This window comes from Proteobacteria bacterium CG1_02_64_396, from assembly GCA_001872725.1.
Classification (GTDB): domain Bacteria; phylum Pseudomonadota; class MNWR01; order CG1-02-64-396; family CG1-02-64-396; genus CG1-02-64-396.
The window spans coordinates 1-21,664 of the sequence record MNWR01000089.1; the positions used below are offsets into that span (position 1 = coordinate 1).

Annotated in this window: 26 protein-coding genes and 1 pseudogene; 2 read left to right on the plus strand and 25 right to left on the minus strand. The window is 64.0% G+C overall.

The window, feature by feature from the left end; genetic code table 11:
* Positions 1-239: pseudogene (locus AUJ55_10240) on the plus strand (hypothetical protein).
* Between the two features lie 438 nt (positions 240-677).
* Here the strand turns inward: AUJ55_10240 and AUJ55_10245 are convergent.
* From AUJ55_10245 to AUJ55_10265, 5 genes are all read right to left on the minus strand, one after another.
* The gene (locus tag AUJ55_10245; protein ID OIO55369.1) at positions 678-1,586 is read right to left on the minus strand and encodes a bifunctional methylenetetrahydrofolate dehydrogenase/methenyltetrahydrofolate cyclohydrolase; all 909 of its coding nucleotides are present in this window, start codon (positions 1,584-1,586) and stop codon (positions 678-680) included.
* A 76-nt stretch (positions 1,587-1,662) separates the two neighbouring features.
* Positions 1,663-2,373: a hypothetical protein gene (locus tag AUJ55_10250; GenBank protein OIO55370.1), complete on the minus strand. Its 711-nt coding sequence runs from the start codon at positions 2,371-2,373 to the stop codon at positions 1,663-1,665.
* Entirely contained in the window at positions 2,370-2,855 is a 486-nt protein-coding gene (locus AUJ55_10255; GenBank protein ID OIO55419.1) for a molybdopterin-guanine dinucleotide biosynthesis protein B, read from the minus strand. The genes AUJ55_10250 and AUJ55_10255 overlap by 4 nt, the downstream gene beginning before the upstream one ends.
* A complete protein-coding gene (locus AUJ55_10260) occupies positions 2,852-3,328 on the minus strand; it encodes a molybdenum cofactor biosynthesis protein C (protein OIO55371.1) in 477 nt (158 codons plus the stop codon). Before AUJ55_10260 ends, AUJ55_10255 begins: the two co-directional genes overlap by 4 nt.
* A gap of 118 nt (positions 3,329-3,446) precedes the next feature.
* The gene (locus tag AUJ55_10265; protein ID OIO55372.1) at positions 3,447-3,833 is read right to left on the minus strand and encodes a hypothetical protein; all 387 of its coding nucleotides are present in this window, start codon (positions 3,831-3,833) and stop codon (positions 3,447-3,449) included.
* Between the two features lie 200 nt (positions 3,834-4,033).
* On the opposite strand from AUJ55_10265, the gene AUJ55_10270 reads away from it, so the two are divergent.
* Positions 4,034-4,474 carry a hypothetical protein gene (locus AUJ55_10270; protein OIO55373.1) on the plus strand — a complete coding sequence of 147 codons (441 nt, stop codon included), beginning with the start codon at positions 4,034-4,036 and terminating at the stop codon, positions 4,472-4,474.
* A gap of 60 nt (positions 4,475-4,534) precedes the next feature.
* Here AUJ55_10270 and AUJ55_10275 read toward each other — a convergent pair whose 3' ends face one another.
* From AUJ55_10275 to AUJ55_10370, 20 genes are all read right to left on the minus strand, one after another.
* Positions 4,535-5,593: a histidinol-phosphate transaminase gene (locus tag AUJ55_10275; protein OIO55374.1), complete on the minus strand. Its 1,059-nt coding sequence runs from the start codon at positions 5,591-5,593 to the stop codon at positions 4,535-4,537.
* 7 nt (positions 5,594-5,600) lie between these two features.
* Positions 5,601-6,605 carry an S-methyl-5-thioribose-1-phosphate isomerase gene (locus AUJ55_10280; protein ID OIO55375.1) on the minus strand — a complete coding sequence of 335 codons (1,005 nt, stop codon included), beginning with the start codon at positions 6,603-6,605 and terminating at the stop codon, positions 5,601-5,603.
* A gap of 26 nt (positions 6,606-6,631) precedes the next feature.
* Entirely contained in the window at positions 6,632-6,976 is a 345-nt protein-coding gene (locus tag AUJ55_10285; protein OIO55376.1) for a hypothetical protein, read from the minus strand.
* 97 nt (positions 6,977-7,073) lie between these two features.
* A complete protein-coding gene (locus AUJ55_10290; protein OIO55377.1) occupies positions 7,074-7,814 on the minus strand; it encodes a hypothetical protein in 741 nt (246 codons plus the stop codon).
* Complete coding sequence (locus AUJ55_10295; GenBank protein OIO55378.1) at positions 7,811-8,317, minus strand: hypothetical protein; 507 nt, start codon at positions 8,315-8,317, stop codon at positions 7,811-7,813. Before AUJ55_10295 ends, AUJ55_10290 begins: the two co-directional genes overlap by 4 nt.
* Complete coding sequence (locus tag AUJ55_10300; protein ID OIO55379.1) at positions 8,317-9,453, minus strand: hypothetical protein; 1,137 nt, start codon at positions 9,451-9,453, stop codon at positions 8,317-8,319. Before AUJ55_10300 ends, AUJ55_10295 begins: the two co-directional genes overlap by 1 nt.
* Entirely contained in the window at positions 9,447-10,379 is a 933-nt protein-coding gene (locus AUJ55_10305; GenBank protein OIO55380.1) for a hypothetical protein, read from the minus strand. Before AUJ55_10305 ends, AUJ55_10300 begins: the two co-directional genes overlap by 7 nt.
* The gene (locus AUJ55_10310) at positions 10,376-11,008 is read right to left on the minus strand and encodes a hypothetical protein (protein ID OIO55381.1); all 633 of its coding nucleotides are present in this window, start codon (positions 11,006-11,008) and stop codon (positions 10,376-10,378) included. The genes AUJ55_10305 and AUJ55_10310 overlap by 4 nt, the downstream gene beginning before the upstream one ends.
* Entirely contained in the window at positions 11,005-11,319 is a 315-nt protein-coding gene (locus AUJ55_10315; protein OIO55382.1) for a hypothetical protein, read from the minus strand. Before AUJ55_10315 ends, AUJ55_10310 begins: the two co-directional genes overlap by 4 nt.
* A 41-nt stretch (positions 11,320-11,360) precedes the next feature.
* Positions 11,361-11,873, minus strand: a complete 513-nt coding sequence (locus AUJ55_10320) for a hypothetical protein (GenBank protein ID OIO55383.1) — start codon at positions 11,871-11,873, stop codon at positions 11,361-11,363.
* A gap of 2 nt (positions 11,874-11,875) precedes the next feature.
* The gene (locus tag AUJ55_10325) at positions 11,876-12,268 is read right to left on the minus strand and encodes a type II secretion system protein GspG (protein OIO55420.1); all 393 of its coding nucleotides are present in this window, start codon (positions 12,266-12,268) and stop codon (positions 11,876-11,878) included.
* A 74-nt stretch (positions 12,269-12,342) separates the two neighbouring features.
* Positions 12,343-12,669, minus strand: coding sequence for a hypothetical protein (locus AUJ55_10330; GenBank protein OIO55384.1), 327 nt, complete (start codon positions 12,667-12,669; stop codon positions 12,343-12,345).
* An 11-nt stretch (positions 12,670-12,680) separates the two neighbouring features.
* Positions 12,681-13,523 carry a hypothetical protein gene (locus tag AUJ55_10335; protein ID OIO55385.1) on the minus strand — a complete coding sequence of 281 codons (843 nt, stop codon included), beginning with the start codon at positions 13,521-13,523 and terminating at the stop codon, positions 12,681-12,683.
* Positions 13,520-14,731 carry a type II secretion system protein GspF gene (locus AUJ55_10340; GenBank protein OIO55386.1) on the minus strand — a complete coding sequence of 404 codons (1,212 nt, stop codon included), beginning with the start codon at positions 14,729-14,731 and terminating at the stop codon, positions 13,520-13,522. The genes AUJ55_10335 and AUJ55_10340 overlap by 4 nt, the downstream gene beginning before the upstream one ends.
* A gap of 4 nt (positions 14,732-14,735) precedes the next feature.
* A complete protein-coding gene (locus AUJ55_10345; GenBank protein OIO55387.1) occupies positions 14,736-16,304 on the minus strand; it encodes a type II secretion system protein GspE in 1,569 nt (522 codons plus the stop codon).
* On the minus strand, positions 16,297-18,423 hold the full coding sequence (locus AUJ55_10350) for a type II secretion system protein GspD (GenBank protein OIO55388.1): 2,127 nt from the start codon (positions 18,421-18,423) through the stop codon (positions 16,297-16,299). The genes AUJ55_10345 and AUJ55_10350 overlap by 8 nt, the downstream gene beginning before the upstream one ends.
* Positions 18,424-18,439: 16 nt before the next feature.
* Positions 18,440-19,315 (minus strand): hypothetical protein, encoded by an 876-nt coding sequence (locus tag AUJ55_10355; GenBank protein OIO55389.1) that lies wholly within the window; start codon positions 19,313-19,315, stop codon positions 18,440-18,442.
* A gap of 86 nt (positions 19,316-19,401) precedes the next feature.
* Positions 19,402-20,127 (minus strand): hypothetical protein, encoded by a 726-nt coding sequence (locus AUJ55_10360; GenBank protein OIO55390.1) that lies wholly within the window; start codon positions 20,125-20,127, stop codon positions 19,402-19,404.
* A gap of 67 nt (positions 20,128-20,194) precedes the next feature.
* On the minus strand, positions 20,195-20,551 hold the full coding sequence (locus AUJ55_10365; GenBank protein ID OIO55391.1) for a 50S ribosomal protein L17: 357 nt from the start codon (positions 20,549-20,551) through the stop codon (positions 20,195-20,197).
* Positions 20,552-20,594: 43 nt separating this feature from the next.
* Entirely contained in the window at positions 20,595-21,635 is a 1,041-nt protein-coding gene (locus AUJ55_10370; GenBank protein OIO55392.1) for a DNA-directed RNA polymerase subunit alpha, read from the minus strand.
* Positions 21,636-21,664: the final 29 nt, after the last annotated feature.

Genomic DNA, 21,664 nt, shown 5'->3' on the forward strand with positions numbered 1-21,664 from the left:
TTCTCATCAGCATGGACGGACGGGGCCGGGCGCTGGACAACGTCTTCATCGAACGTTTGTGGCGCACGGTGAAGTACGAAGAGATCTACCTGTACGACCATGCCGATGGGGTGGCGCTGCACCAGGGGCTCGACCGCTACTTCCGGTTTTACAACACCGAGCGCCCCCACAGTGCCCTCGGCGGCAAGACCCCAGAACAGGTCCATCAAACCCACGGCGGAACCACCCACCGCCACTAACCGTTTACAAATTTTCGCCCCCAAACTGTCCAAGGAGTGGGGTCCACCCCACCATGATGGCCACGATCTGTTCTTGGCTCAGGCTGTTCGGCGAAACCGCAATATGGGTTGAATCGAAGGAGCTATTTCGATAATTAGCCGTATCGTACGATGAACTCGCACACCCATATAACATCATAATGCCTAAAAAAATAGCGGCTCCCAAGAATCTATTCATTCCTCATTACCCCCGAGTTCCACGTTTATCCAGAGACATCCTTCGATCTTACAAGGGCACCTCTAAAACGGCTTTCCCAGCGGTTTTTAAGGTGGGAATCGAAACCCTAGGCACCATGAAGCGGCGTGGTTTTCGACTTCCTTTCGCTTCAGTCGCTTACGTTTCTGCGTTTGCTGGCCCATCCCTGAGCGGCGCAGAAGCGCCATTAAATCAGCGCTTCCCTAACGGTTTTCAGAAATGCCCTTGGGGTGTTTACCCCCGGCAGAACCTGCTCCCCTTTGCCCATGCAACGTCTCGGCGGCGTAGAGGGTGTTGACCAGCAGCATGGCGCGGGTCATGGGGCCGACCCCGCCGGGAACCGGGGTGATCCACGAGGCCCGTTTTGCGGCCTCTTCAAAATCGACATCGCCGACCAGCTTGCCATCGGGCAGCCGGTTCATCCCCACGTCGACGACAATCGCCCCCGGTTTGATCCACGCCCCCTTCACCAAACCAGGTTTGCCGGCAGCGGCGACCACCAAATCGGCGTCGCGCACATGGGCCTCAAGGTTGCGGGTGAAGCGATGGGTGACGGTGACGGTGCAACCGGCCAGCAGCAGTTCCATCGCCATGGGGCGGCCGACGATGTTCGAGGCCCCCACCACCACCGCATCGAGCCCCTTCAAAGCCGCCCCGGTGGTTTCGAGCAGCTTCATGATCCCGAAGGGGGTGCAGGGGCGCAGCATCGGTTGGCGCACTGCCAGACGGCCCATGTTGAAGGCGTGGAAACCATCCACATCTTTGTCGGGGTGGATCGCCTCGATGACCGGTTTGGCATCGAGGTGGCTGGGCAGGGGGAGCTGCACCAGGATGCCGTCCACATCTTCACGCTCGTTGAGCTCCTCGACCAGGGCGAGCAGCTCCTCTTGGGTGGTGTCGGCGGGCAGGTCGAAGCCGAAGGAGCGGATGCCGGTCTCTTGGCAATCTTTACGCTTGCTGGCCACATAAATCGACGAGGCGGGATCCTCCCCCACCAGAACGACTGCAAGGCCGGGCGCCCGGTTGTGGCTTTTGATACGGGTCTCAACACTGGCGCGGATCTCTTGACGAATCTGGGTTGCCAGGGCTTTTCCGTCGATCAATTGACTCATGGGTACAACCTTCTGGGGGACTGGTGAACGAGGGGGCAAGGATACACGAGGGGGGGGTGAAAAACCTACGGGGGCACTACCAGGCAATCGGGGTGCGGTCGCGAAAAAAGCCCCCCGAGGGGCCGTTTTCGGGCAGGGTCGCCAGCCACACCACCGTGTCGGCCCCTTGCGCCACCGAGCGCGGCGCCCCCTTGCCCCCCATACGGGTCGCCACCCAACCGGGGCACACCGCGTTGACCTTGAGATCCCCCTGCCCCCGTACCTCGCCGGCCAGCTTAACCGTCAGGGCATTGAGGGCCGCCTTGCTCAGGGCGTAGGGAGCGGTGCCGGGCAACCCGGCGTTGAGGGAACCGATCCCCGACGAGACGTTGACCACCCGACCAAAGCCACGGGCGATCATGCCGGGGACAAACGCGCAGCAGAGCCAGAAAGGGCCATAAAAATTCACCCTCATCGCCTCTTCCAGCATGGGGGTGGTCAGGTCGAGCAGCCCCGCTTCGGGGTAGATTCCGGCGTTGTTGACCAACCCCTCGACGTGGATTCCCACCCGATGCAGCCGGGCGGCGCAGTCCTGCACCGAGGTCTCATCGCCGACATCGAGCGGCTCGACCTGCACCGTCAGTCCTTTGCGGGCCAGATCGTGGGCGGCGTGAATGCCCGCCTCATGGTCGCGCGCGCCCAGAATTACCTTGTGGCCAAGGTCGGCAAGCTGGCGGCAGACCTCAAGGCCGATGCCACGGTTGCCACCGCTGACCAGAATCGTGCGAGGGGTCGGTTTTCGGGTCATGGAAGGCGTTCCTGCAACCAGGCGGCGACCGCCGCAGGGGCATTGATGTCGAGGTGCCGCCAGGGGGCATCCGAGGGGGGCAGGTCGCAGGCGAGCGCCACCACATGGATCAGATCGCCGGGATTCCAAGGGTGGGCTGCTCGCAGCACCGCCAGCTTGGGAAAGGGGGAAGACTTGAACCCTTCGGCCAGCACCAGATCGGCGGGGGGCAGCAGGGGAAGGAGCGCTTCGAGCGGCTGGGGCGCGGCGGCAGGCTGGGCCAGGAAGGTGGCGTGGGGGGTGGCGAGGAGGGTGACGGCAGCCCCGGCCCGGCGCATGCGGAAGGTATCCTTGCCGGGGGTGTCCCACTCCACCGGGTGGTGGGTCTGTTTCAGCGTCGCCACCTTGATCCCTTGGTTGCTCAGGATGGCGACGACCTTCTCCAGTAGGGTGGTCTTGCCGCTGCCCGATGGGCCCACGAAGCAGACGACCGGCGGGTTCATCCCCGCACCCAATCGCCGCTCTTGCCACCCCTTTTTTCGAGCAGCTGAATCGGCCCGATGGTCATCCCTTTGTCGATCCCTTTAAGCATGTCGTACAGGGTCAGGCAGGCGACACCCGCGCCCGTAAGCGCCTCCATCTCGACCCCGGTGGGGCCGGTGCAGGCGACCAACACCCGAACCTCGATGGCCCCCTCCTCCTGCAAAACCTCGAACTCGGCGCTGACCTTGCGCACCGGCAGGGGGTGGCACAGGGGGATGAGATCCGAGGTCTTCTTCACCGCCTGAATCGCGGCGACCCGCGCCACGGCGATCACATCCCCCTTGGGGGTATCACCCGCCAGCAGCGCCGCCATGACCTGAGGGCCGATCTCGATCCGCCCGAGCGCCAACGCCTCGCGCCGGGTCTCGGCCTTACCGCCGACGTCGACCATGTGGGCTTGGCCTTGATCGTCAAGGTGGGTGAGTTGGGACATGGGGGCCTCGGGGAAAGAACAAATCATCGCGGCGAGGACGCCGCTCCCACAAAACCTAGTGCTTCAACGGAGCCCGGCATGGTGGGAGCGGCGTCCTCGCCGCGATTATCTAAACGATTTACCCAAACGGATCTTGATCGATCACCTCAAACGGCATCACCCGCCGCTTGAGGGTCTGGAAAATCTTGTCGCGCGCCCAGGGGGTGAGCAGGGTGAAGCCGACCGCATCGGTGAAAAATCCGGGGGTGAGCAGCAGGGCGCCCGCCACCAGCAACACCGCCCCCTCGACCAGGGCGCGGGCGGGGGGGCGGCCCGAGGCCAGATCGTGCTGGAGACGGGCGATCACCCCCAAACCCTCGCGCCGCACATGCCAGGCGCCGATCACCGCAGTGAGCAAAACAATCAGCAACGTCGGCCACAAACCGATCCAGCCCCCCACCTGAATGAAGAGGCCGATCTCGATCAGCGGCACAGCGATGAAGAGGACCAGCAGAATCCGAAACATTTTTTTGCCTCTACGAATATTCCTGGGAACCAACCCCGGAGGTCGCCTACCAAGGTGGCCAAGACCGGGGCGGCATATCCCCCCCTTTGCCCCCCGGTCTTCCTCCTTCCGGTTTGATCCTCTAATTCGCCGCCGCCCAGCGGCGTTTTTTTTTGCCCACGGCCGCTGCATGATTGAGCCCCAACCTACGGAGGAACCCAATGCTCACCCTACTCACCACCGCTCACCTGTTGGCCGCCATCTTCTGGATCGGCGGCATGATGTTTGTGCTGACGATGCTCATTCCCAGCCTACCCCGACTCACTGCCCCGCCCCCGCCGCAATTGATGCCGACGGTGTTGATCCGCTTCCTCAACGCGGTGGCGGTCGCCGCCTTTGTGCTGATCGCGACCGGCCCCTGGCTGACCATCGATATGCCCATGGGCGCCATTTACCTGAAGCTGACCCTGGCGCTGGTCATGATCGTCGTCTATGCCTACTTGCGGCAGCGCTACCTCGAAACCCTTGAAGCCTTGGCGCTACGCCCCGCCGGATCGCCCCCCACCGAAGAGCAAGCCATCGCCCTGGCTGGGGTGCGCAAGCTGGCGACGATCAACCTGAGTCTGAGCATCGTCATCGTGGGATTGACGACGTTGGGGTGATGGCAAAGTGGCCGCCCGAAGGTGGATCAGCGCAAGCACATCCACCCCCCCCAACAAAACCTACCCCACCACCTCGCCCAGCATCTGCACGAAGGCCGCCATCTCATCGTCGGAGCCGATGGTCACCCGCAGATGATCGACAATGCGCTCGTTGCCAAAGCGGCGCACCAGCACCCCCCTGGCTTTGAGCCCCTCCAGCAGATCCCTCCCGGCAAAACCGGGGTGGCGGATCAAGATGAAATTGGCGCTGGAGGGGACCACCTCGAAGCCGAGCTTTTTGACCTCATCCACCGTCCACTGCCGGGTTTGGATCACCTTGTCGCGGCAGACGCGGAAGTAATCCTCGTCCTCGATGGCGGCGACCCCCGCCGCCAGGGCAAGCCGGTCGATGGGGTATGAATTGAACGCATTCTTGGCCCGCTCCAGCCCCTCGATGAGTTCGGGTTGTCCCAGGGCAAAGCCGAGTCGCATTCCAGCCAGCGAACGGGATTTGGAATAGGTCTGCACCACCAGCAGGTTGGGGTAGCGCCCCACCAATCCCGCCGCCGTCTGCCCCCCGAAGTCGATGTAGGCCTCATCCACAATCACCACCCGCAGCGGTTGGCTTTGCAGCAGCGCCTCAATCGCCTCCAAACCCAGCAGCCGCCCGGTCTGGGCGTTGGGATTGGGGACGATCACCCCGCCGCAGGGGTGGACGTAATCCTCGACCCGAATCTGCAACCCCTCATCGAGCGGGATCTGCTCGAAGGCGATCTCGAAAAAACCGCACCACGCCTCGTAAAAGCCGTAGGTCACGTCGGGGAAGCGGATCGGAGCCCCTTGTTTAAAAAACGCATAAAAAGCCAGCGCCAGCACCTCGTCCGAGCCGTTGCCGACAAAGACGTTGGCCGCCTCAAGCCCGTAATAGCGGGCCAGGGTGTGGCACAAATCGCGGGCGGTCGGATCGGGATACAGGCGCAGGTCGCCCCCCACCGCCCCCCGCACCGCCTCGATGACCTTGGGGGAGGGGGGGTAGGGGCTTTCGTTGGTGTTGAGCTTGATGTAGCGCTTGTCCCGGGGCTGCTCGCCGGGGACGTAGGGATCCAGGTCGCGGACCACCTGACTCCAGAACTTGCTCATTTTGGGTTCACTCTTCGGCAAACAGAGCACGGATCCCCGCCTCGTTCACCGGGCTGACCACCCCTTGCTCGGTAATCAGGCCGGTGATGAGTGCGGCGGGGGTAACGTCGAAGGCGGGGTTGAAGACCCCCACCCCTTCTGGGGCGGTGGGCAACCCGCGCAGCTGCGTAACCTCTTTGGGATCGCGCTCCTCGATGGGGATCCCCTCCCCGGTCGGGGTGGTTAAGTCGATGGTCGACAGCGGCGCCGCCACATAGAAGGGGATGCCGAAATGTTTGGCGGCGATTGCCACTTGCAAGGTGCCGATTTTGTTGGCGGCGTCGCCGTTGGCGGCGACCCGGTCGGCCCCTACCACCACCGCATGAATCCGTCCGGTTTTCATGGCGTGGGCCGCCATGTTGTCGCAGATCAGGGTGGTCGGAATGTCGTCGGCCATCAGCTCCCAGGCGGTCAGCCGCGCCCCTTGCAAATAGGGGCGGGTTTCGTCGGCATACACGGTGACCTTGGCCCCCGCTTCGACCGCCGCCCGGATCACCCCGAGCGCCGTGCCGTATCCGGCGGTAGCCAGGGCACCGGCGTTGCAGTGGGTCAAAATCCCCCCCTGGCGCGGCATCAAGGGGCCACCGTTGGCGCCGATGGCCTTGTTGATCGCCACATCCTCATCCAAAACCGCTTGGGCCTCGACGAAGAGGGCGGCGGCGTCGGCCCCGGCAGCCCGCACCCGCGTCATCCGCTCCAAAGCCCAACGCAGGTTAACGGCGGTGGGACGGGCCGCGTTGAGGTCGGCGCTCGCCTGTTGCCAAGCGGCATCGTCCAAATCCTTGCGGGCCTCGAAGGCCATACCGAAGGCGGCGGTCACCCCGATGGCGGGGGCGCCCCGGACCACCATCAGCTTGATGGCGTCATGGGCGGTCGCGGCATCGGTCACGTCAAACCATTGTTCCTCGAAGGGGAGCAACCGCTGATCGATCAGGCGCAGCGCGTTGGGGGTGACGATAAAGGTTGGGGTCATGGATCGGCCCTTTGGGTGTTCGTGATTTAGGTGGGTTCGGCGGGGGGGGCTTCGGTAGGCGGCGTAACCGCAGGCTTGGCCGCTCCCTTGTGCAAACGGGCGTGTTGTTGCATCGCCACGAAAAAGCCGGGGTAGCTGATGAGCAGGTAGACCAGGAAGTAGATCCAGTAATTGATCGACTCCTGGGCGTGGGCCGCACCGGCAATCGCCTTCTCGGCAAAGTCGGCGAAGACCAGGATCAGGCCGAAGCCCGCCAGCCAAATCAACAGACCGACGAGGCGGCGACGGATGGCCAGCGGGTTGACCCAGGCGAAGTTGCCGATCAACAGATAGAGGGCGGTGCCCAAAATGGCCCAGGAGGCAGCGGACATGGGACTCTCTCGGGGGGTGTCGTGATGGAAATGGGGCGGGGAGTGTAACCGATTCGACAGGTGATTGAGCGGTTCCGTTGCAAAACCTACAGCCTGATTACAGCGGCACCACCCCACTCCATTGAATCGGAAAGCGTCCCTGGGGATCGGGGTTGCCGATCATGCGCAGGAAGGGGGCCAGCTGGGCCCGTTGCGCTGAGGCCGGGGCGTAGAGGCCGGAGAGGGTGGCGTTGATCGCGCCGTCGGGGGTGGCGCGCAGGGCGATCTTCAGGTCGAGCCCCGCCCCGATCAGGGTGCCGCTCCATTTGCCGCCATCCCCCGCCCCCTTGAAGGTCAGGGTGTCGACGGGTAGCGCCAGCCCCATGTAACGCAGGGTGGCGCCGCTTAAGGTGGCGGTCAGGTCGCTGCGTAGCGGATTGGCGGTTTGGATGGCGCCGCTCAGGTTGAGCAGCCCCTCGCCGTAGGCGGGTAGCCAGCGTTGCAGATGCAGGGCGCCGACCACCTCTTGCAAGGATCCGTTGCTGTCGGATTGGCCGGTTAGCCGGTCGTCGCCCGCCCGAAGCTCAAACTCGGCGGCTGGGTCGAAGGTGAGCAGCCGCCCCCAAGCAGGGGAGAGGGTGGCGAGGTCGATGTTGAGGGGGTCGGGATTGCCGGGCAGGCGTAAAGTCAAGGCGTGCACGTTCAGGCTCAAGCCCTCGCGCTCGATGGAACCGACCTGAGCCACCGCCGGGATCTTCTCGATCTGAGGACGAAGCCAGGGATCGATGGGCCAAAGCACCACGGTGAACAGGGCGGTGAGGAGCAGCCATACCCCCCCCATAATCCAGGCGCGTTTCATCCCCCCACCTCCAGCCGCAGATCACACATCCCCGGTTCGCGGTAGCGCTCCTTGATCGACATCCGCTCGATCCGGTCGCCGCTCCCCCCCGACTCGATGGCAGCCATGAAGCGGATCGCATCTTTGAAGGCGATCTGCTCAACCTGCACCGACACCCGCTCGCTGTCGCCGATCTTGATCGGCTTGATCCGACTGATGCGGTCGCCAATGCCGACGTTGCGCCCCGCCGCCTCGACCCGCGACAAGGGCGACCCGCTCTGGGCGGCGCCCGCCCCCTGCGGATTACGGGCTTGCAGCGCCCGGTACTCGGCGACCAACCCCGCCATTTTGCCCTGCGCCTCTTGCGCCGCCTGCAACGCCCGTTCGGCCCGATGGTGACGCTCGGCCAAAGGGGAGACGATCCCCTCCGAGATCAGCACCAGCAACAAAAGGGCGGCGCCGACCCCCAGCACCCAACGCTCACGGGGCTCGCGCTCCAGCCACCACGCCATCATTTGTTCCATCACGCCCCCCCCTCGGCCCGCAGCACCCTTAAGGTCACCCGGACTTTATCTTCTTGGGAGCGGGCATCGGCAATGGTCGCCTCGCCCAGGGCTGCGAGTTTGGCCCGCAACTGTTCGGCGGCGTCGAAGCTGGCCACCTGACCGCGCAGATTGATCGCCCCGTCGGTCACCTCGATCTCCTCAACCTGCAAATCGAATCCGGCAATCGCCGACTGCATCTTGGCCAGCAGAGGGACCACCCCCGCCTCGGCCCGTCCAACCGAGCGGCGCAGGGCGTCGACCTTTTGTTTCATCTGATCGAGGGGGACCACCACGCGGGCACCGGGGAAGAGCTCTTGGTACTGCGCCCCCAACCCCGCTTGAATCGCGGCGGCCCGGTCGAGCTGTTGGGAGGCGCCGACCCAACTCAGAACCAGCGCCAGCACCATCACCCCGGCCAACATGGCGGCGGCCACCCGCCCCTGGCGCCACAGGGTGCGTCCCAGCGACGAGGGGGCATAGGGGCCCAACAGCAGATTTTTGCTCCGTGCCTGCATGGCTGCGGTGAGCACCCGCTCCCAGGGCCAATCCTCCTCGTTGAGCACCGTGACCTCCAGCGCCGGGATCCAACCCTCGGGCAGATCGATCCCATCGAGGTGCAGGGCGTCGACCACCTCACCCCCCTCGATGTGGACCCAGCGGTTGCCCGCGACCCAGTGGTACCACCCCTGCGCTTGTTTGCCCAACAGTTGGGCCAAACCGTGTTCGGGCAACACCAGCCGCTGCGGCTCCCAACCGGCCTCACGCAGGATCGACAGCCGCTCTTGCAGCAGCGCTTCGGGTAGCGCCGCCGCCAACACCGGCACCGGTTTGCCGTGCCCCGCAGGCAAAGATGCGACGAACCAACCCCGCATCTCGCCGGGCCAGAGATCCTCGACCGCGCCGGTCGCCAGCACCTGCAAGCGGGCGTCGCGCACCGGCAAGGTCATGGCCCGAACCGGCAAGGGATCGCACCACACCAGGGTGCGCAGCCGGGGGGGGGGCTCGGGCAATGCAGCAACGCTCTCCAGCCGCATCTGTCCCTCGGGGGTGATGAGGTAGAGCGCCTGGCCATCGAAGGCCAGCGCCGCCTGTTGGGTGCGGACCGCCGTCACCACAGGGGGACCTCCTGACGGATCGTCTGGATCGTCGTGCCGTTGCGGCGCACCCAACGGATCACCGTCGCTTGGGCGCGGCCAAAGCGGGCGGTGGCGCTGATGCGGAAGAGGTCGCTTTTCACGTCGAAAACTCCCTGGGGGGTGGTGAGACCACTCAACACCTGAAGGTTGTACATGGTTGAAACCGCGTCGAACGGCCGTTCATGAATCACCTGCTCGGCAATTCCAAGGCTGGTATCGATCGCTGCGGCCAGCACCTGGGGCGAGGCGGTATTGACATTGATGGTGTGGTTGACCCCCGGATCGACGGCCATCACCAGGGGCCGCAGCACCTTCTGCACCTCGGGATCGCCCAACCCCGGCAGCCGCCAGATCTCGGCGTCGGTGTCGAACCAGCCGTTGCGGGGTCCACCGTCGGTGTATCCCGCCCCCTCATCACCACTGGGACGGGGTTCAACATCGGGATCAAGGGCGTCTGCAACCACCAGTGCCAATGGCCCCGGCGCCCCCTGGTTTTGCAGCAGCCGCGACAAGATGTCGATATGGGTCACCGAGGCGGTACCGTTGCCGCTGGCCTGAGCCTCCCAAATTCGGTTGACGTTGAAGTAGCGGTTGCCGTCCTCGATCTGTACCGCCACCACCCCGTCCTCAACCGGGAAGGGGGGCAGAACCTGAGCCCAATCCTCGCTCAGATCGTCCTGTTTCTGGGTCTCACTCCCCTTGGCATCCTCGATCAGCAGCGCCTCGGCGGCGGCGGCGCCGCCACGGGCGACCTCGAAGGCGCGGTTCCAATCCTCGGTATTGGTGGCCCTGCGTACCGAAATCTGGGTATCGGTCAGCGCCTGGGTCACCAGCACGGTCAACACCGCGATCAGCCCCACCACGATGAGTAAGATCGCACCGCGTTCGTTGCTCCGCCCCCTCATCGGCTCACCGCCAAAACCTGGCTACCGCCTTGAAACCACAGGGTGAGGCGCAGCCCCACCGGGGCGGCGACTCCGGTTTGGTTGTCCCAATTGGGTTGGGGGGTGGCCGAACCGCTCTTGTAGAACTCGACCTGCCCGCCGGTCAGACCGGTTAGGACCGTTTCCTCCGGTGGGGTTTGGATCCCCTCCCAGGCCATGGGGAGGGTGCGGCGCACCAGGCGGTAGCGCACATCCCCCCCCTGGCTGCGGTCCTCTTCGACCATGGCCCAGATGATCCTTTGCAAATTGCTGCCGCTGTCGAAACCGGTCAAACGGCCCGTCCCGCCCCAACTTAAAGAGAAGCTCCCCCCCTCGGTCAACCGCACCAAGTCGGCTTGAAAAGGGGGGAGATCCTTGGGGAGCTTGTCGTTGGCGGGGTCCCGCTCGACGAGGGCAAAAAAGTCTCGTTGCAGCGCCAGCCCCGCCCGGTCGAGGGCGGCGCTGGCCCCCGCCGCCTCCCGCCGCGCCTGCTGGCCGCTGCCGACCTGGGCCTCGATGCCGAACAGAAAACCCGCCATCACCGCCCCGATCCCAAGGGCAACCAACAGCTCGATCAGGGTGAATCCACCGCTGTTTTGGGGCCGCATCACTTGCGCACCAGGGTTATCAAGGTGACCAGCGGGGCATCCTCGCCAGGACGGGCGACCTCGATGTTCACCTGCCTGAGGTCGGCGGTCAGGCTCGGGAGCAGCACTCGGTTCCAGGTCAGGGTTTTGTCCTCGGTTTCGCCGTGATCCTCGCGCAGGGCGTTGAAGGGGATCTGCCGGGCTTCGAGCAGCATCTGCCGCGCCAGCGCCGTGGCCTTGATGTGCTCCTCGACCACCAACTGCTGCTGCAACGAGCGGGCGTGCCCTTCAAGCAGTGCGACCAACGCCACCGCCGCCAGGGCGAGCGCCACCATGACCTCCAATAGGGTGAAGCCGCGGTTGGACCGAAGCGGTGTCACGGCGCCCTGCCTTGGCTTTCGATGCGCACCGGATCGATCCCCGGCGCAATGGTGAGCACCCGCTGTTGATCTCCGGCAACCAGCACCACCTTGCCCGCCGGGATTACCCCGGTGGGGAGGATCAAAAACACCGGGGAGCCGTCCAGGCCGACCGCCGCCCCCAACTTCACCTGGGGCGGCAGGGTGTGGGGGGCGAAGGGGCGCTCGCGCATCAGGATCCCCTCCGGCGGCTTGCCATCGCTCGATCCCCCCAGATTTTGGGGCAGTTGCAGCCAGCGGTAACTCCCCTTTTCAAGGTCGAATTCCAACCGCACCGCCTGGGCAGTCACCGCCGTCTCGTCGGCCATCGCTCGGATCGTTTTGGCCAACCGGTCGGACTCGTCGTCGAGCAGCGCCGCGTTGGGATCCCCCACCAGGGTTGCGGTGAACAGACCGATGGTCAGGGAGATGATCGCCATGGTGGCCACCAGCTCCAGCAGGGTGAAGCCCCTGTGGCGGCGGCCATTCATCGTCAGTTGTCGAGATTCCAAGAGCCGATGTCGGCATCGAGCCCGTCGCCGCCGGGCGCACCGTCGGCCCCCTGCGACCAGATGTCGACCGAACCATGGGTGCCGGGGCTCAGGTACAAGTAGGGGTTACCCCAGGGGTCGTTGGGCAGCTTGTTGACGTAGCCCCCCTGCCGCCATTTTTTGGGGGCGGGCTCTCCGGAGGGCTGGCTCACCAGCGCCTCCAGCCCCTGATCGGTGCCGGGGTAGAAGCCGTTGTCGAGCCGGTACATGTCCAGCGCCCCGTTGAGGCTTTGAATATCGACCTTGGCCTTGGTCACCTTGGCATCGTCGGTGCGGCCCAGAATTTTGGGGGCGACCAGTGTGGCGAGCACCGCCAGAATGACGATGACCACCATGATTTCGATCAGGGTAAAGCCCGCCTCGGAGGAGCGGGGGGGGGCGTGTCGCTTCACGTTAAACTCCTTTGAAATCACTGTTTGAGCCAGAAATCGTTGCTTCTTAAAGGGTCGTCGATCCGCACTCCGGCGGAGGTTTCGACAAAGGGGCCGCGAAAACGCTGATCGGCCTCGTGAATCAGCCGGTCGACCGTCAGCCCAATGCCAAGCAGCCCCCCATGTTGGGCCACCGCCTGCCCGGCGTAATGCAGGCAGTTGGGGTGGGAGGGGCAGCGGTCGCCGTCGATCTGCGACAAGGTCTTGCCGTAGATCTGCATGAAGACCCGTCCGGGGGTCGGCTCCGGCTCAGCCCAGGCGGAGCCCGCCGCCAGGAGCGCCGCCACGGTCAGTGCTGTACCCATTGTTGCCTGCTTCACGGCATGCTCCAGCCGCCCGGCATGGTGTCGTGGGGCCACCGCAGCCGCTCCTCTCGGTTCTGCCGCTGCGCCAGCGAAACCGCCGAGAAGATCGTGCCGCCGTACCAGGTCACCGTCACACTCCCCAGCAGCAGCCCCAATCCCCACTCTTTTTTGCGCACGGTGTCGGCGGTGGCGGCCATGAGCAGGGCGTTGACCCCGAAGGCGGTCAGGGCGTCCATGGGACGGTCGAGGTAGAGATGTCCGGCGCCGGGGATGAGCGACAGCCATCCCGCCTTGTCGGGGGCGTAATACTTGGGGGGGTGGTCCCAGGCTTTACGCCGCCATAGTTCGGCCATCGTGCGCTCCGGGCTCCCCTCGGGGATTTGCTTCCAAAGTGCCGAGGCGCGGGCCGGATCGTGCTGCCACGCCGCCGCCCCCGCCCAATAACGCATTTTTTCGTGCTCCCCCCCCTTGAGCAGAAAGGGCTCGGGGTCGATCCCCCCTTGCAGCAGGGCGGTGCTCATCTCGCCGATGGCAGCCTGCACATCGGGGTCGCTCCACAAGATGGGGCGTGCCCCCAGCCATCCTTCGAGCTGGGCCAAGGTGCCCCGGGCATCGGCGTCGTGCCCCCCCTTGATGCGGGCGGCGACCAACCCCGCCATCGCCCCGGCGACCTCAACCTCGGAAAGTCCGCCGTAAAAAAGGGCGCGCTCGAACTCGATCCGCGCCGCCTCGGCCCGCCCGTCGCCGAGCAACGCCCAAGCAAAGCGGACGTTTTGCACATCGCCCCAGGCGTTCGAGAGGCTCCCCAGCGTCAGCAACAACCAGGCGCCCAACCAACCGGCCTGCCCCCTCATCGTTTGCCCACCAACTCGTTCATTTCGAAGATCGGCAGCAGCACCGACACCACCACAAATCCGACCGCCACCGCCATCACCACAATTAGCAGCGGCTCAACCACCGCCATCAGGGCGGCGAGGGTGGCGCCAGTCTCCCGGTCGAGCCGGTCGGCGACCCGCTCCAGCATACGATCCAGGGTGCCGCTCCCCTCTCCGCTCTTGATCATCTGAATCAACAACGGGGGGAAGGTCGCCTGCCGTTGCAGGGCGCGGGCTAGGGATCCCCCCTCCCGCACCTCGCCCGCCGCCTCGGCCACCTTGCCCTCTAAAATTCGGTTGTTCATCAACGGGGCGGCGGTGCGCAGCGCCGAGAGGATCGGCACCCCCGAACCGAGCAAAATCGAAAGGGTGCGCGAAAACCGCGCCACCCCCAGCTGAATGACCAAGCGGCGCAGCAGCGGCACCTTAAGCACCCAACCGTCCCGGCGCCGCCGCCCCTCCTCCCCCCGCACGGCCCAAGCCATCCCCCCGGCCAGCACACCCAAGGCAAGCAACATCAGCCCCCAGTGCTGGGCGAGCAGGTCGCTGATCCCCATCAAAATGCGGGTCGGCAGCGGCAGGGTCTGCCCCATATCGACGAAAACCTTGGTGATCTTGGGGACCACCACCGCCACCAATCCGACGACAATGCCGCCACCCAGCACCGTCATCAGGGCGGGATAGACACTGGCGACCACCAACTTGCCCTTGAGTGCTTCAGATTCCTCAAGAAAGTCGGCCAGCCGGTCGAGGGAGGGGCCCAGGGCGCCCGCCTCTTCGGCGGCGGCGATGATGGCGCGGTAAAGATCGGGGAAAACCCGTGGGTGGTCGCTCAACGCGCCCGCCAACGAACTGCCTTCGTTGACCCGCCCTTTCACCGCCGCAATCACCGGCTCGATGGACTCCCCCTCCATCTGCTCACGGCTGGCATCCAGAGCGTCAACCAGGGTGATCCCCGCCCCGAGCAGGGTGGCCAGATTGCGGGTGAAGAGCACCACCTCGGCCCGCTTGGCCCGCCGCCCCCGCTTGGGCCCCTCCCCCGCCTCGGCCCGCTCTTGGGTCACGCTTAAGGGGGCGATGCCGTCGCTACGCAGCTTGGTACGGATCTGCCGCTCCGAGTCGCCCTCAAGCAGCCCCGAAACGTTGCGCCCCTTGGCGTTGACCCCTTGGTAGCGGAAGAGCGCCATCGGGTTACAGATCCATGCGGGTCACGCGCAGAACCTCTTCGACCGAGGTCACCCCCTGGGCGACCAAGCGTGCACCGCTGTCGCGCAGGGTATGCATCCCCTTGCTCTTGGCCGCATCGCGCAGTTTCGAGGAGGGGACCCCGGCTTGGATCAGATCGCGCAACGCGTCGTCGACCACGATCAATTCGTAGATGCCGACTCGGCCGATGTAACCGGTCCCCAGACACTTGTCGCACCCCTCGGGGTGGAAGTGGACCGGGGCGGCGATCACCGACTCCAGCTCCTCTTGCACCGCCGCTGTCACCTCGGCCTCGCGGCGGCAGTGGGGGCAAAGCCGGCGCACCAGACGCTGGGCCAGGATGCCGATGAGCGACGAACCGACCAAGAAGGGTTCGACCCCCATGTCGATCAGGCGGGTGGCGGCGGTGGCGGCGTCGTTGGTGTGCAGGGTTGAGAACACGAGGTGGCCGGTGAGCGAGGCCTGGATGGCGATCTCGGCGGTTTCCCGGTCGCGGATCTCGCCGACCATGATGACGTCGGGATCCTGACGCAGGATGGCGCGCAGCCCCGAGGCGAAGGTCAGCCCCACCTTGGCATTGACCTGGATCTGCCCTACCCCGGCCAGTTGGTACTCGACCGGATCCTCGACGGTGATGATGTTGCGCTCGGCAGTGTTAAGGGTGGTCAGGGCGCCGTAGAGGGTGGTGCTCTTGCCCGAGCCGGTAGGGCCGGTGACCAGCAGAATGCCATGGGGCGACTGGATCATCTTTTCGATGGCGGCCCGCTCCAGCTCGGGAATGCCGAGCTCGGGCAAAGTGAGCAGGTGCCCACCCTTGTCGAGCAGACGCATGACAATCCGCTCGCCGTGGGAGGTCGGCAGGGTCGAGACGCGCACATCCACCTCGCGTCCCGCCACCCGCAAAGCGATGCGGCCGTCCTGGGGGATCCGTTTCTCGGCGATGTCGAGTCCGGCCTGGATTTTGATGCGAGATGTCAGCGCCGCCTGAGCCGCCTTGGGGGGACGCAGAACGTTGTGGAGCACCCCGTCGACCCGGAAGCGGACCGCCAGCCCCCGTTCGTAGGGTTCGATGTGAATATCAGAGGCCCGGTCTTTCACCGCCTCGCTGAGCAGACCGTTGACCAGCCGGATGATGGGGGCGTCGTCCTCGGCGTCGAGCAGATCGGCGGGGACCAAGTCCTGAGCCAGGGCGTCGAGCCCCTCCCCGGCCAGGTCGGGGACATCCTCCAGCGCCGAACCCAAGGCGTCGTAGCCACGGTTGACCAGACTTTCAAACAACGCAGGGGGCATCGGTACTGCGGCAACCGGCATCTTGAGCACGGCGCGCAGATGAATCAGTTCGCGGATGGTGGCGGTAGGATCCTCGCCCTCGCCAACCGCGACCTGGACCACCCCTTCGTGTTCGGCAAAGGGGAGCACTTTGGCGCGGCGGGCATAGGGAATCGGCACCGATCCAATCCAGCGGGGGTCAAGGGGGAGATCCTCGATGCGCAGAGGGGCAGCAGGGAGGGGCGTCACCACCTCGGCAGGTTGATCGGTCAGCGACTCAGCCACCCTGTCCCCCGCTCTCCCCCCCGTGGGGCTGCGGCTGGGTAGGTGTGGTTTCTCGGGGGTGCGGGGCCGGGGATTTGGCGGCGTCGTTTTCGATTTCGTCCATCGGCACGTCGCCTTTGAAAACCGCGTCGAGGTCGGCGTCTGAGAGTTTCTTGGGGGGATTCTCGGGACTGAAGAGCCACGTCCCCTTGTACTGCTGTTCGACCCGAACATCGTCCATGCGCCGGAATTGCAAGCGACTGACCCGGTCGAGGTCGTCGTAGGAATTGATGATCGTGGGGCGCAAGAACACCATCAGGTTGGTTTTACTGTTGCCCGCCACCGTGTAGCGAAACAGCTCGCCCAGCAGCGGAATTGCCCCGAGGCAGGGGACCTGTTTCACCGTGGTGGTTTGGTTGTCTTGCATGAGCCCACCCAACGCTACCAACTGCCCATCGCGCACCACCACCGAGGTCTTCACGCTGCGTTTGTTGGTAATCAGGTCTGCGGCGCCGGTGGTGGAAGGGGCGACCGAAGAGGCCTCTTGGTAAAGATCGAGATGGACGAATTGCCCCTCGCTGATCTGGGGGGTGAGCTTGAGGGTGATCCCAACATCCTGTCGCTGCACCGTCTGAAACGGGTTGGCGGTCGTGGTACTGGTACTGCCTGTCGTGGAGTACGAACCGGTAATGAAGGGGACATTCTGCCCCACCACAATTTCGGCCTCTTGGTTGTCGGTGGTCAACAATGTCGGGGTCGAGAGGATGTTGACGTCGGCATCGGTTTGCAGGGCGCGCACCAACGCCCCCAGATTCAAAAAGGTGTTGCCACCATAGGTAATGCTCCCCTTGGCCACCCCGATGGCCAGGCCATCGGCCCCCGCCAGACCGGTGATGTTGCCCGCCACCGAACGAATCCCTGTGCTGCTTGCGTTGTTGAAATTCGTTCCCCCAAAGGCGGCGACCCCCGAGCTGTTCACCCCGTTCATCGATTGCCACTCGAATCCAAACTCACGGCTTTTGTTGGCGCTGACCTCCATGATGAGCGCCTCGACGAAGACCTGTTGACGGCGCACGTCGAGTTGTTCGATGACGGGGGCCAGAACCTCGAAGTCGGCGGGATCGGCGGTGATGATGAGGCTATTGGTCGCCTTGTCGGCCACCACATTCACCGCCTTGTTGAAGGTGACCGGCGCCTGGGAGGCGTCCCCCGGCTTGGCACCACTGCCCAACATCTGCGTGAGGATTTTGCTCAATTCTTCGGCGTCGGCGTTGCTCAAGGTGACCAGGTGGATGTTGCTTTTGGTCTGGGCGGTGGGGACATCGATGGTGGCGATCATCTCCCGCACCTTGCGCAGTTGCGGCTCGTCGCCCAATACAATCAAGGTGTTGGTGCGGTCGTCGGCCATGATCGCCAACCGCTGCCCAATGGCCTGCTGCTGTGCTGCCGCCCCTTGTCCTCCGCCCGAAGCGAAAAGCTCCTTAACCATCCGCTGCACGTTCGAGGCCGAGGCGTACTTCAAAGGTATGAGTTCGGCGAGCGCGTCTGAGAGGGGAAGATCGAGTCCAGCGATCATCTTGGTCAACCGCCGAATGTTCCCAGCAGTATCAGAGATAATCAGCGCGTTGGTGGGGGTGTAGGCGACCAATACCGAGTTGGGGTTCACCAGGGGGCGCAGCACCGGTACCAGCATCTGAGCATTGGCGTACTCCAGGCGGACGATCTGGGTAATCATCTCGTCCCCCTGCCCCCCCAGGCGGCGGTCGAGCCCGACAGGTCCGTCGATCTGCTTGGCGTCGGCGACCGGCACGATTTTGGTTACTGCCCCGGCATCAAGCGCCGTGAAACCGATGCTTTGCAACATCGCCTGGAAGAGCTGGTAGGCCTCTTTCTCGTCAATAGGGTTGGGCCCCACCAAAGAGACCCGCCCCTTCACCCGCGAGTCGACCAGGAAGTTTCTGCCGGTAATCTCGGCCATCGCCTTAATGACTGCGTGGATCTCGGCGTCGTTGAAATCAATGGAGAGGGGGGCTGCTTGAACCGGCTGGGCCAGCCCCAAGGTGGCGATAAGCCACATCCCGGCCAACCAGCGCGACAGGCGCCAAGAACGTGTCGTCATTGCGGTGCAGGGTTGGCTCATCGTGGACCGTCTTTCCTCAACGAATTGCGAAATGCAGGGTGGTTGGTTGCCCGTTGCGGGTCACCTCGACCTCGACATCGGACTCACCCTGCAATTGCTGGTAAACCATTACCGCTTGCTCGGGTGAAGAGAGCTCCCGGCCATTTACCCGGTGCACCACATCGCCATTGTGTAGCCCCAGGCGCTGATAAAATGAGCCGGGCTGAATGGCCGAAAGGGTGAAACCGTCGGCCTGCCCATCGGTGAAGTGGGGCATGATACGGGCCTGCACCATCAGTTGGTTGATGTTGGCCAGCGCAGATTGAATATCGGCCCGGGCCAAGGTGGTGGATCCGTCCGCCGCCGCCCGTGCTGGTTGAACCACGTCCAGGACGGGGGTAGTGGAGACCAACTTGCCCCCCTCCTCATCCTCTAGCGTCAGAATCTGAATCCCACCACCCGGAACCTGCAGCTTGACCTGACGAGCGGTGATTTCGATAACCGTCGCCCCCGCCACCACAGCCCCAACCCCGTAGGGCTCCTGCCAGCGCTTGGCTGTCTCTTCGATGATCGCCAGAGGGCGTTTGCCGGTAATCACCCCTTGCAGTTTCAACGGCAAAGAGGTGGGGCGAATATCGACAGGGGCCTGGACTGCACTCGGCGTAGGGGCGACATGCGCAGCGCCAAAGGGGGTCCAAGTCAACAGGCGGTCCAATTTCACAGCGACCTGAGCGCCCGATGGGGGTGCGGCCACATGGGCGACCGAGGAGGAAATGCCAATTGCAGATACGGGGGCAAGGGTCGATACAACCACCTGGGCGCTGAGCCACGCCAAGGCGACCAAAAGGCCCCATTCGGCGCCCCGAAAGCCCGTCGACCATCCAGTTATGGATTTCCACCACATCAGACCCATGGTCGCCCCATCCCGCACCCTCCCCCAATGACATCCACTTAAAGTATTACAGCAGGCATCCAAACCAACAATCTGAAATTATTCCCTTATTGATCTTTCCAGCATAGTAAATCCAGGGTTCCATCGAGGTGCTGGCGAGCACTCCCCTCCACAACGGCAACCTCCCACAACCCAAGGGAACCCCGAACCGCAACCAGCCGACCGGGAGGCTGCTGCGAAAAATGTTCCACTTGCGTCAAACACCCCTCGGCAGACCACCAAGCCCCTGCGGCACCACCCTCCCACGGACAGGTGGTCACTGCATTGCCGAAGGCATCCCAAAAGGCCAGGCCGGGAGGGGGCAAAGAGCACATTGTGGGATTTGGCGCAAAGGGCAGGTCGGCCAAAGAGGCACGTCCCGTTAGAAAGTCTGCTGCGGCGGCAACCATCCAGTCACGACCGTGAAAGGTGTGCGCGCTGGAGGCGACAGGGCGGTAGTCCTCAAGATCGTAGCTTGGCGCCCCCTCACCGAGTATCGCGCTGAGCAAACCGTTGTCGGGCGCGATCCAGGTTGCGCCTTGCCATGGCACTGCTACCACCCTGCGATCGCTACCCACCCCTGGATCGACCACCGCAACCACCACGCTTCCCAAAGGAAGAGGTCGAACGAGTCGAGGCAGAAGAACCGGGCCCAAATCGACGCGGAACGAAGGCCACTCATGCCAGAGCTGCACAATGTCGCCCGCCCATCCGCATGCACGGGCGGCGAGTTCCATCTGCCCCGGATAGGGGCTAACGATTCCAAAATCGCTGGCCAGTACCAATGGCGGCATGGATCCTCCAGCCAAAAAAAAAGGGGCCCAGCAACGGGCCCCTTTTCATTACTTTAGCGGTCGCGATTCAGCGATCCACCCACTCGATGATCGCCATCGGAGCGGCATCGCCGGGACGGATCCCAGCTTTCAGCACGCGGGTGTAACCGCCGGGACGGCTGGCCGAGCGCTTGGCCAGATCCTCGAACAACTTGGCAACCGCACCCTGATCGCGAATCTTGGCGATCGCCTGACGGCGGGCATGCAGATCACCACGTTTGCCAAGGGTCATCATGGTGTCGGCAAAGCGACGCAGTTCCTTGGCCTTGGGCAGGGTGGTACGGATCTGCTCATGCTCGATCAACGAGGAGAGCATATTCGCCATCATGGCCCGGCGGTGGGAGCCGGTACGCCCCAATTTGCGGCCTGAATTGCGGTGGTTCATGACTAATGACCTCTAGGAGTTTCTTATCGCAGCGCTTGGCCGATTAGGCAGTCGCGGTGTCCACGTTTGCATCCGAGACGGGCAAAGTTCCGGGCTCGGGCAGGTTTTCAGGGGGCCATCCGGGAACCGACATTCCCAGCTCCAACCCATTGCGCTCCAAGACCTCTTTAATCTCGTTCAGGCTCTTACGCCCGAAGTTGGGGGTCTTGAGCAGTTCTTGTTCGCTTTTGGTGACCAAATCGCCAATGTAGAAGAGTTTTTCATTCTTCAGGCAATTCATAGAGCGCACCGAGAGTTCAAGGTCGGTGATCGGTCGGGTCAGAATCGACGGAATCTGCTCCTCTTTCTCTTCCACCTTCTCGACCACATCGGGTTCGAAGGTAATGAAGGGATTGAGCTGATGGGTCAAGATCTTCCCAGCAATGGAGACAGCATCCACCGCACTCAAGGCGCCGTTGGTCTCGACCTCAAGCAGCAAACGGTCGAAATCGGTGTCCTGGCCGATTCGGGCATTCTCGACGTTGAAGGACACCCGACGAATCGGGCTGTACAACGCATCGATGCTCAACTCCCCGATCACACCAGTCGACTCCTGCCGATCGGCGGGCACGTAGCCCTTCCCGGAAGTCACGGAAAGCTCCATATTGAGCTTTCCATCCTCACCCAGATGGGCGATGACGTGATCGGGATTAAGTACCTTCACCCGGTGGCCGGTGTCGATATCCTTGCCGGTGACGGTCGCGGGTCCGGTTACGTCCAAACGCATGGTTGCCGGCTCGTCGTCGCCATCCAAGGTCACCCACAATCCCTTGAGGTTCAAGACGATATCAGTGACATCCTCTTCAACCCCGGGAAGGGTGGAGAACTCGTGCAGGATTCCGTCGATTCGAATCCGGCTGACAGCCGCCCCCCGCAAAGAAGAGAGGAGCACCCGGCGGAAAGCATTGCCCAAAGTCGTTCCGAAACCACGCTCCAAGGGCTCGGCCACCAAACGGCCATGCCGAGATCCGCTGATCTCTTCCATCTCGACCCGGCGGGGCCGAATCAGGTCGGTCCAATTCTTTTCGTTGGGCAGAAAGCTCATCGTCGCCCTTTCTCCTATCGGATGGGGGG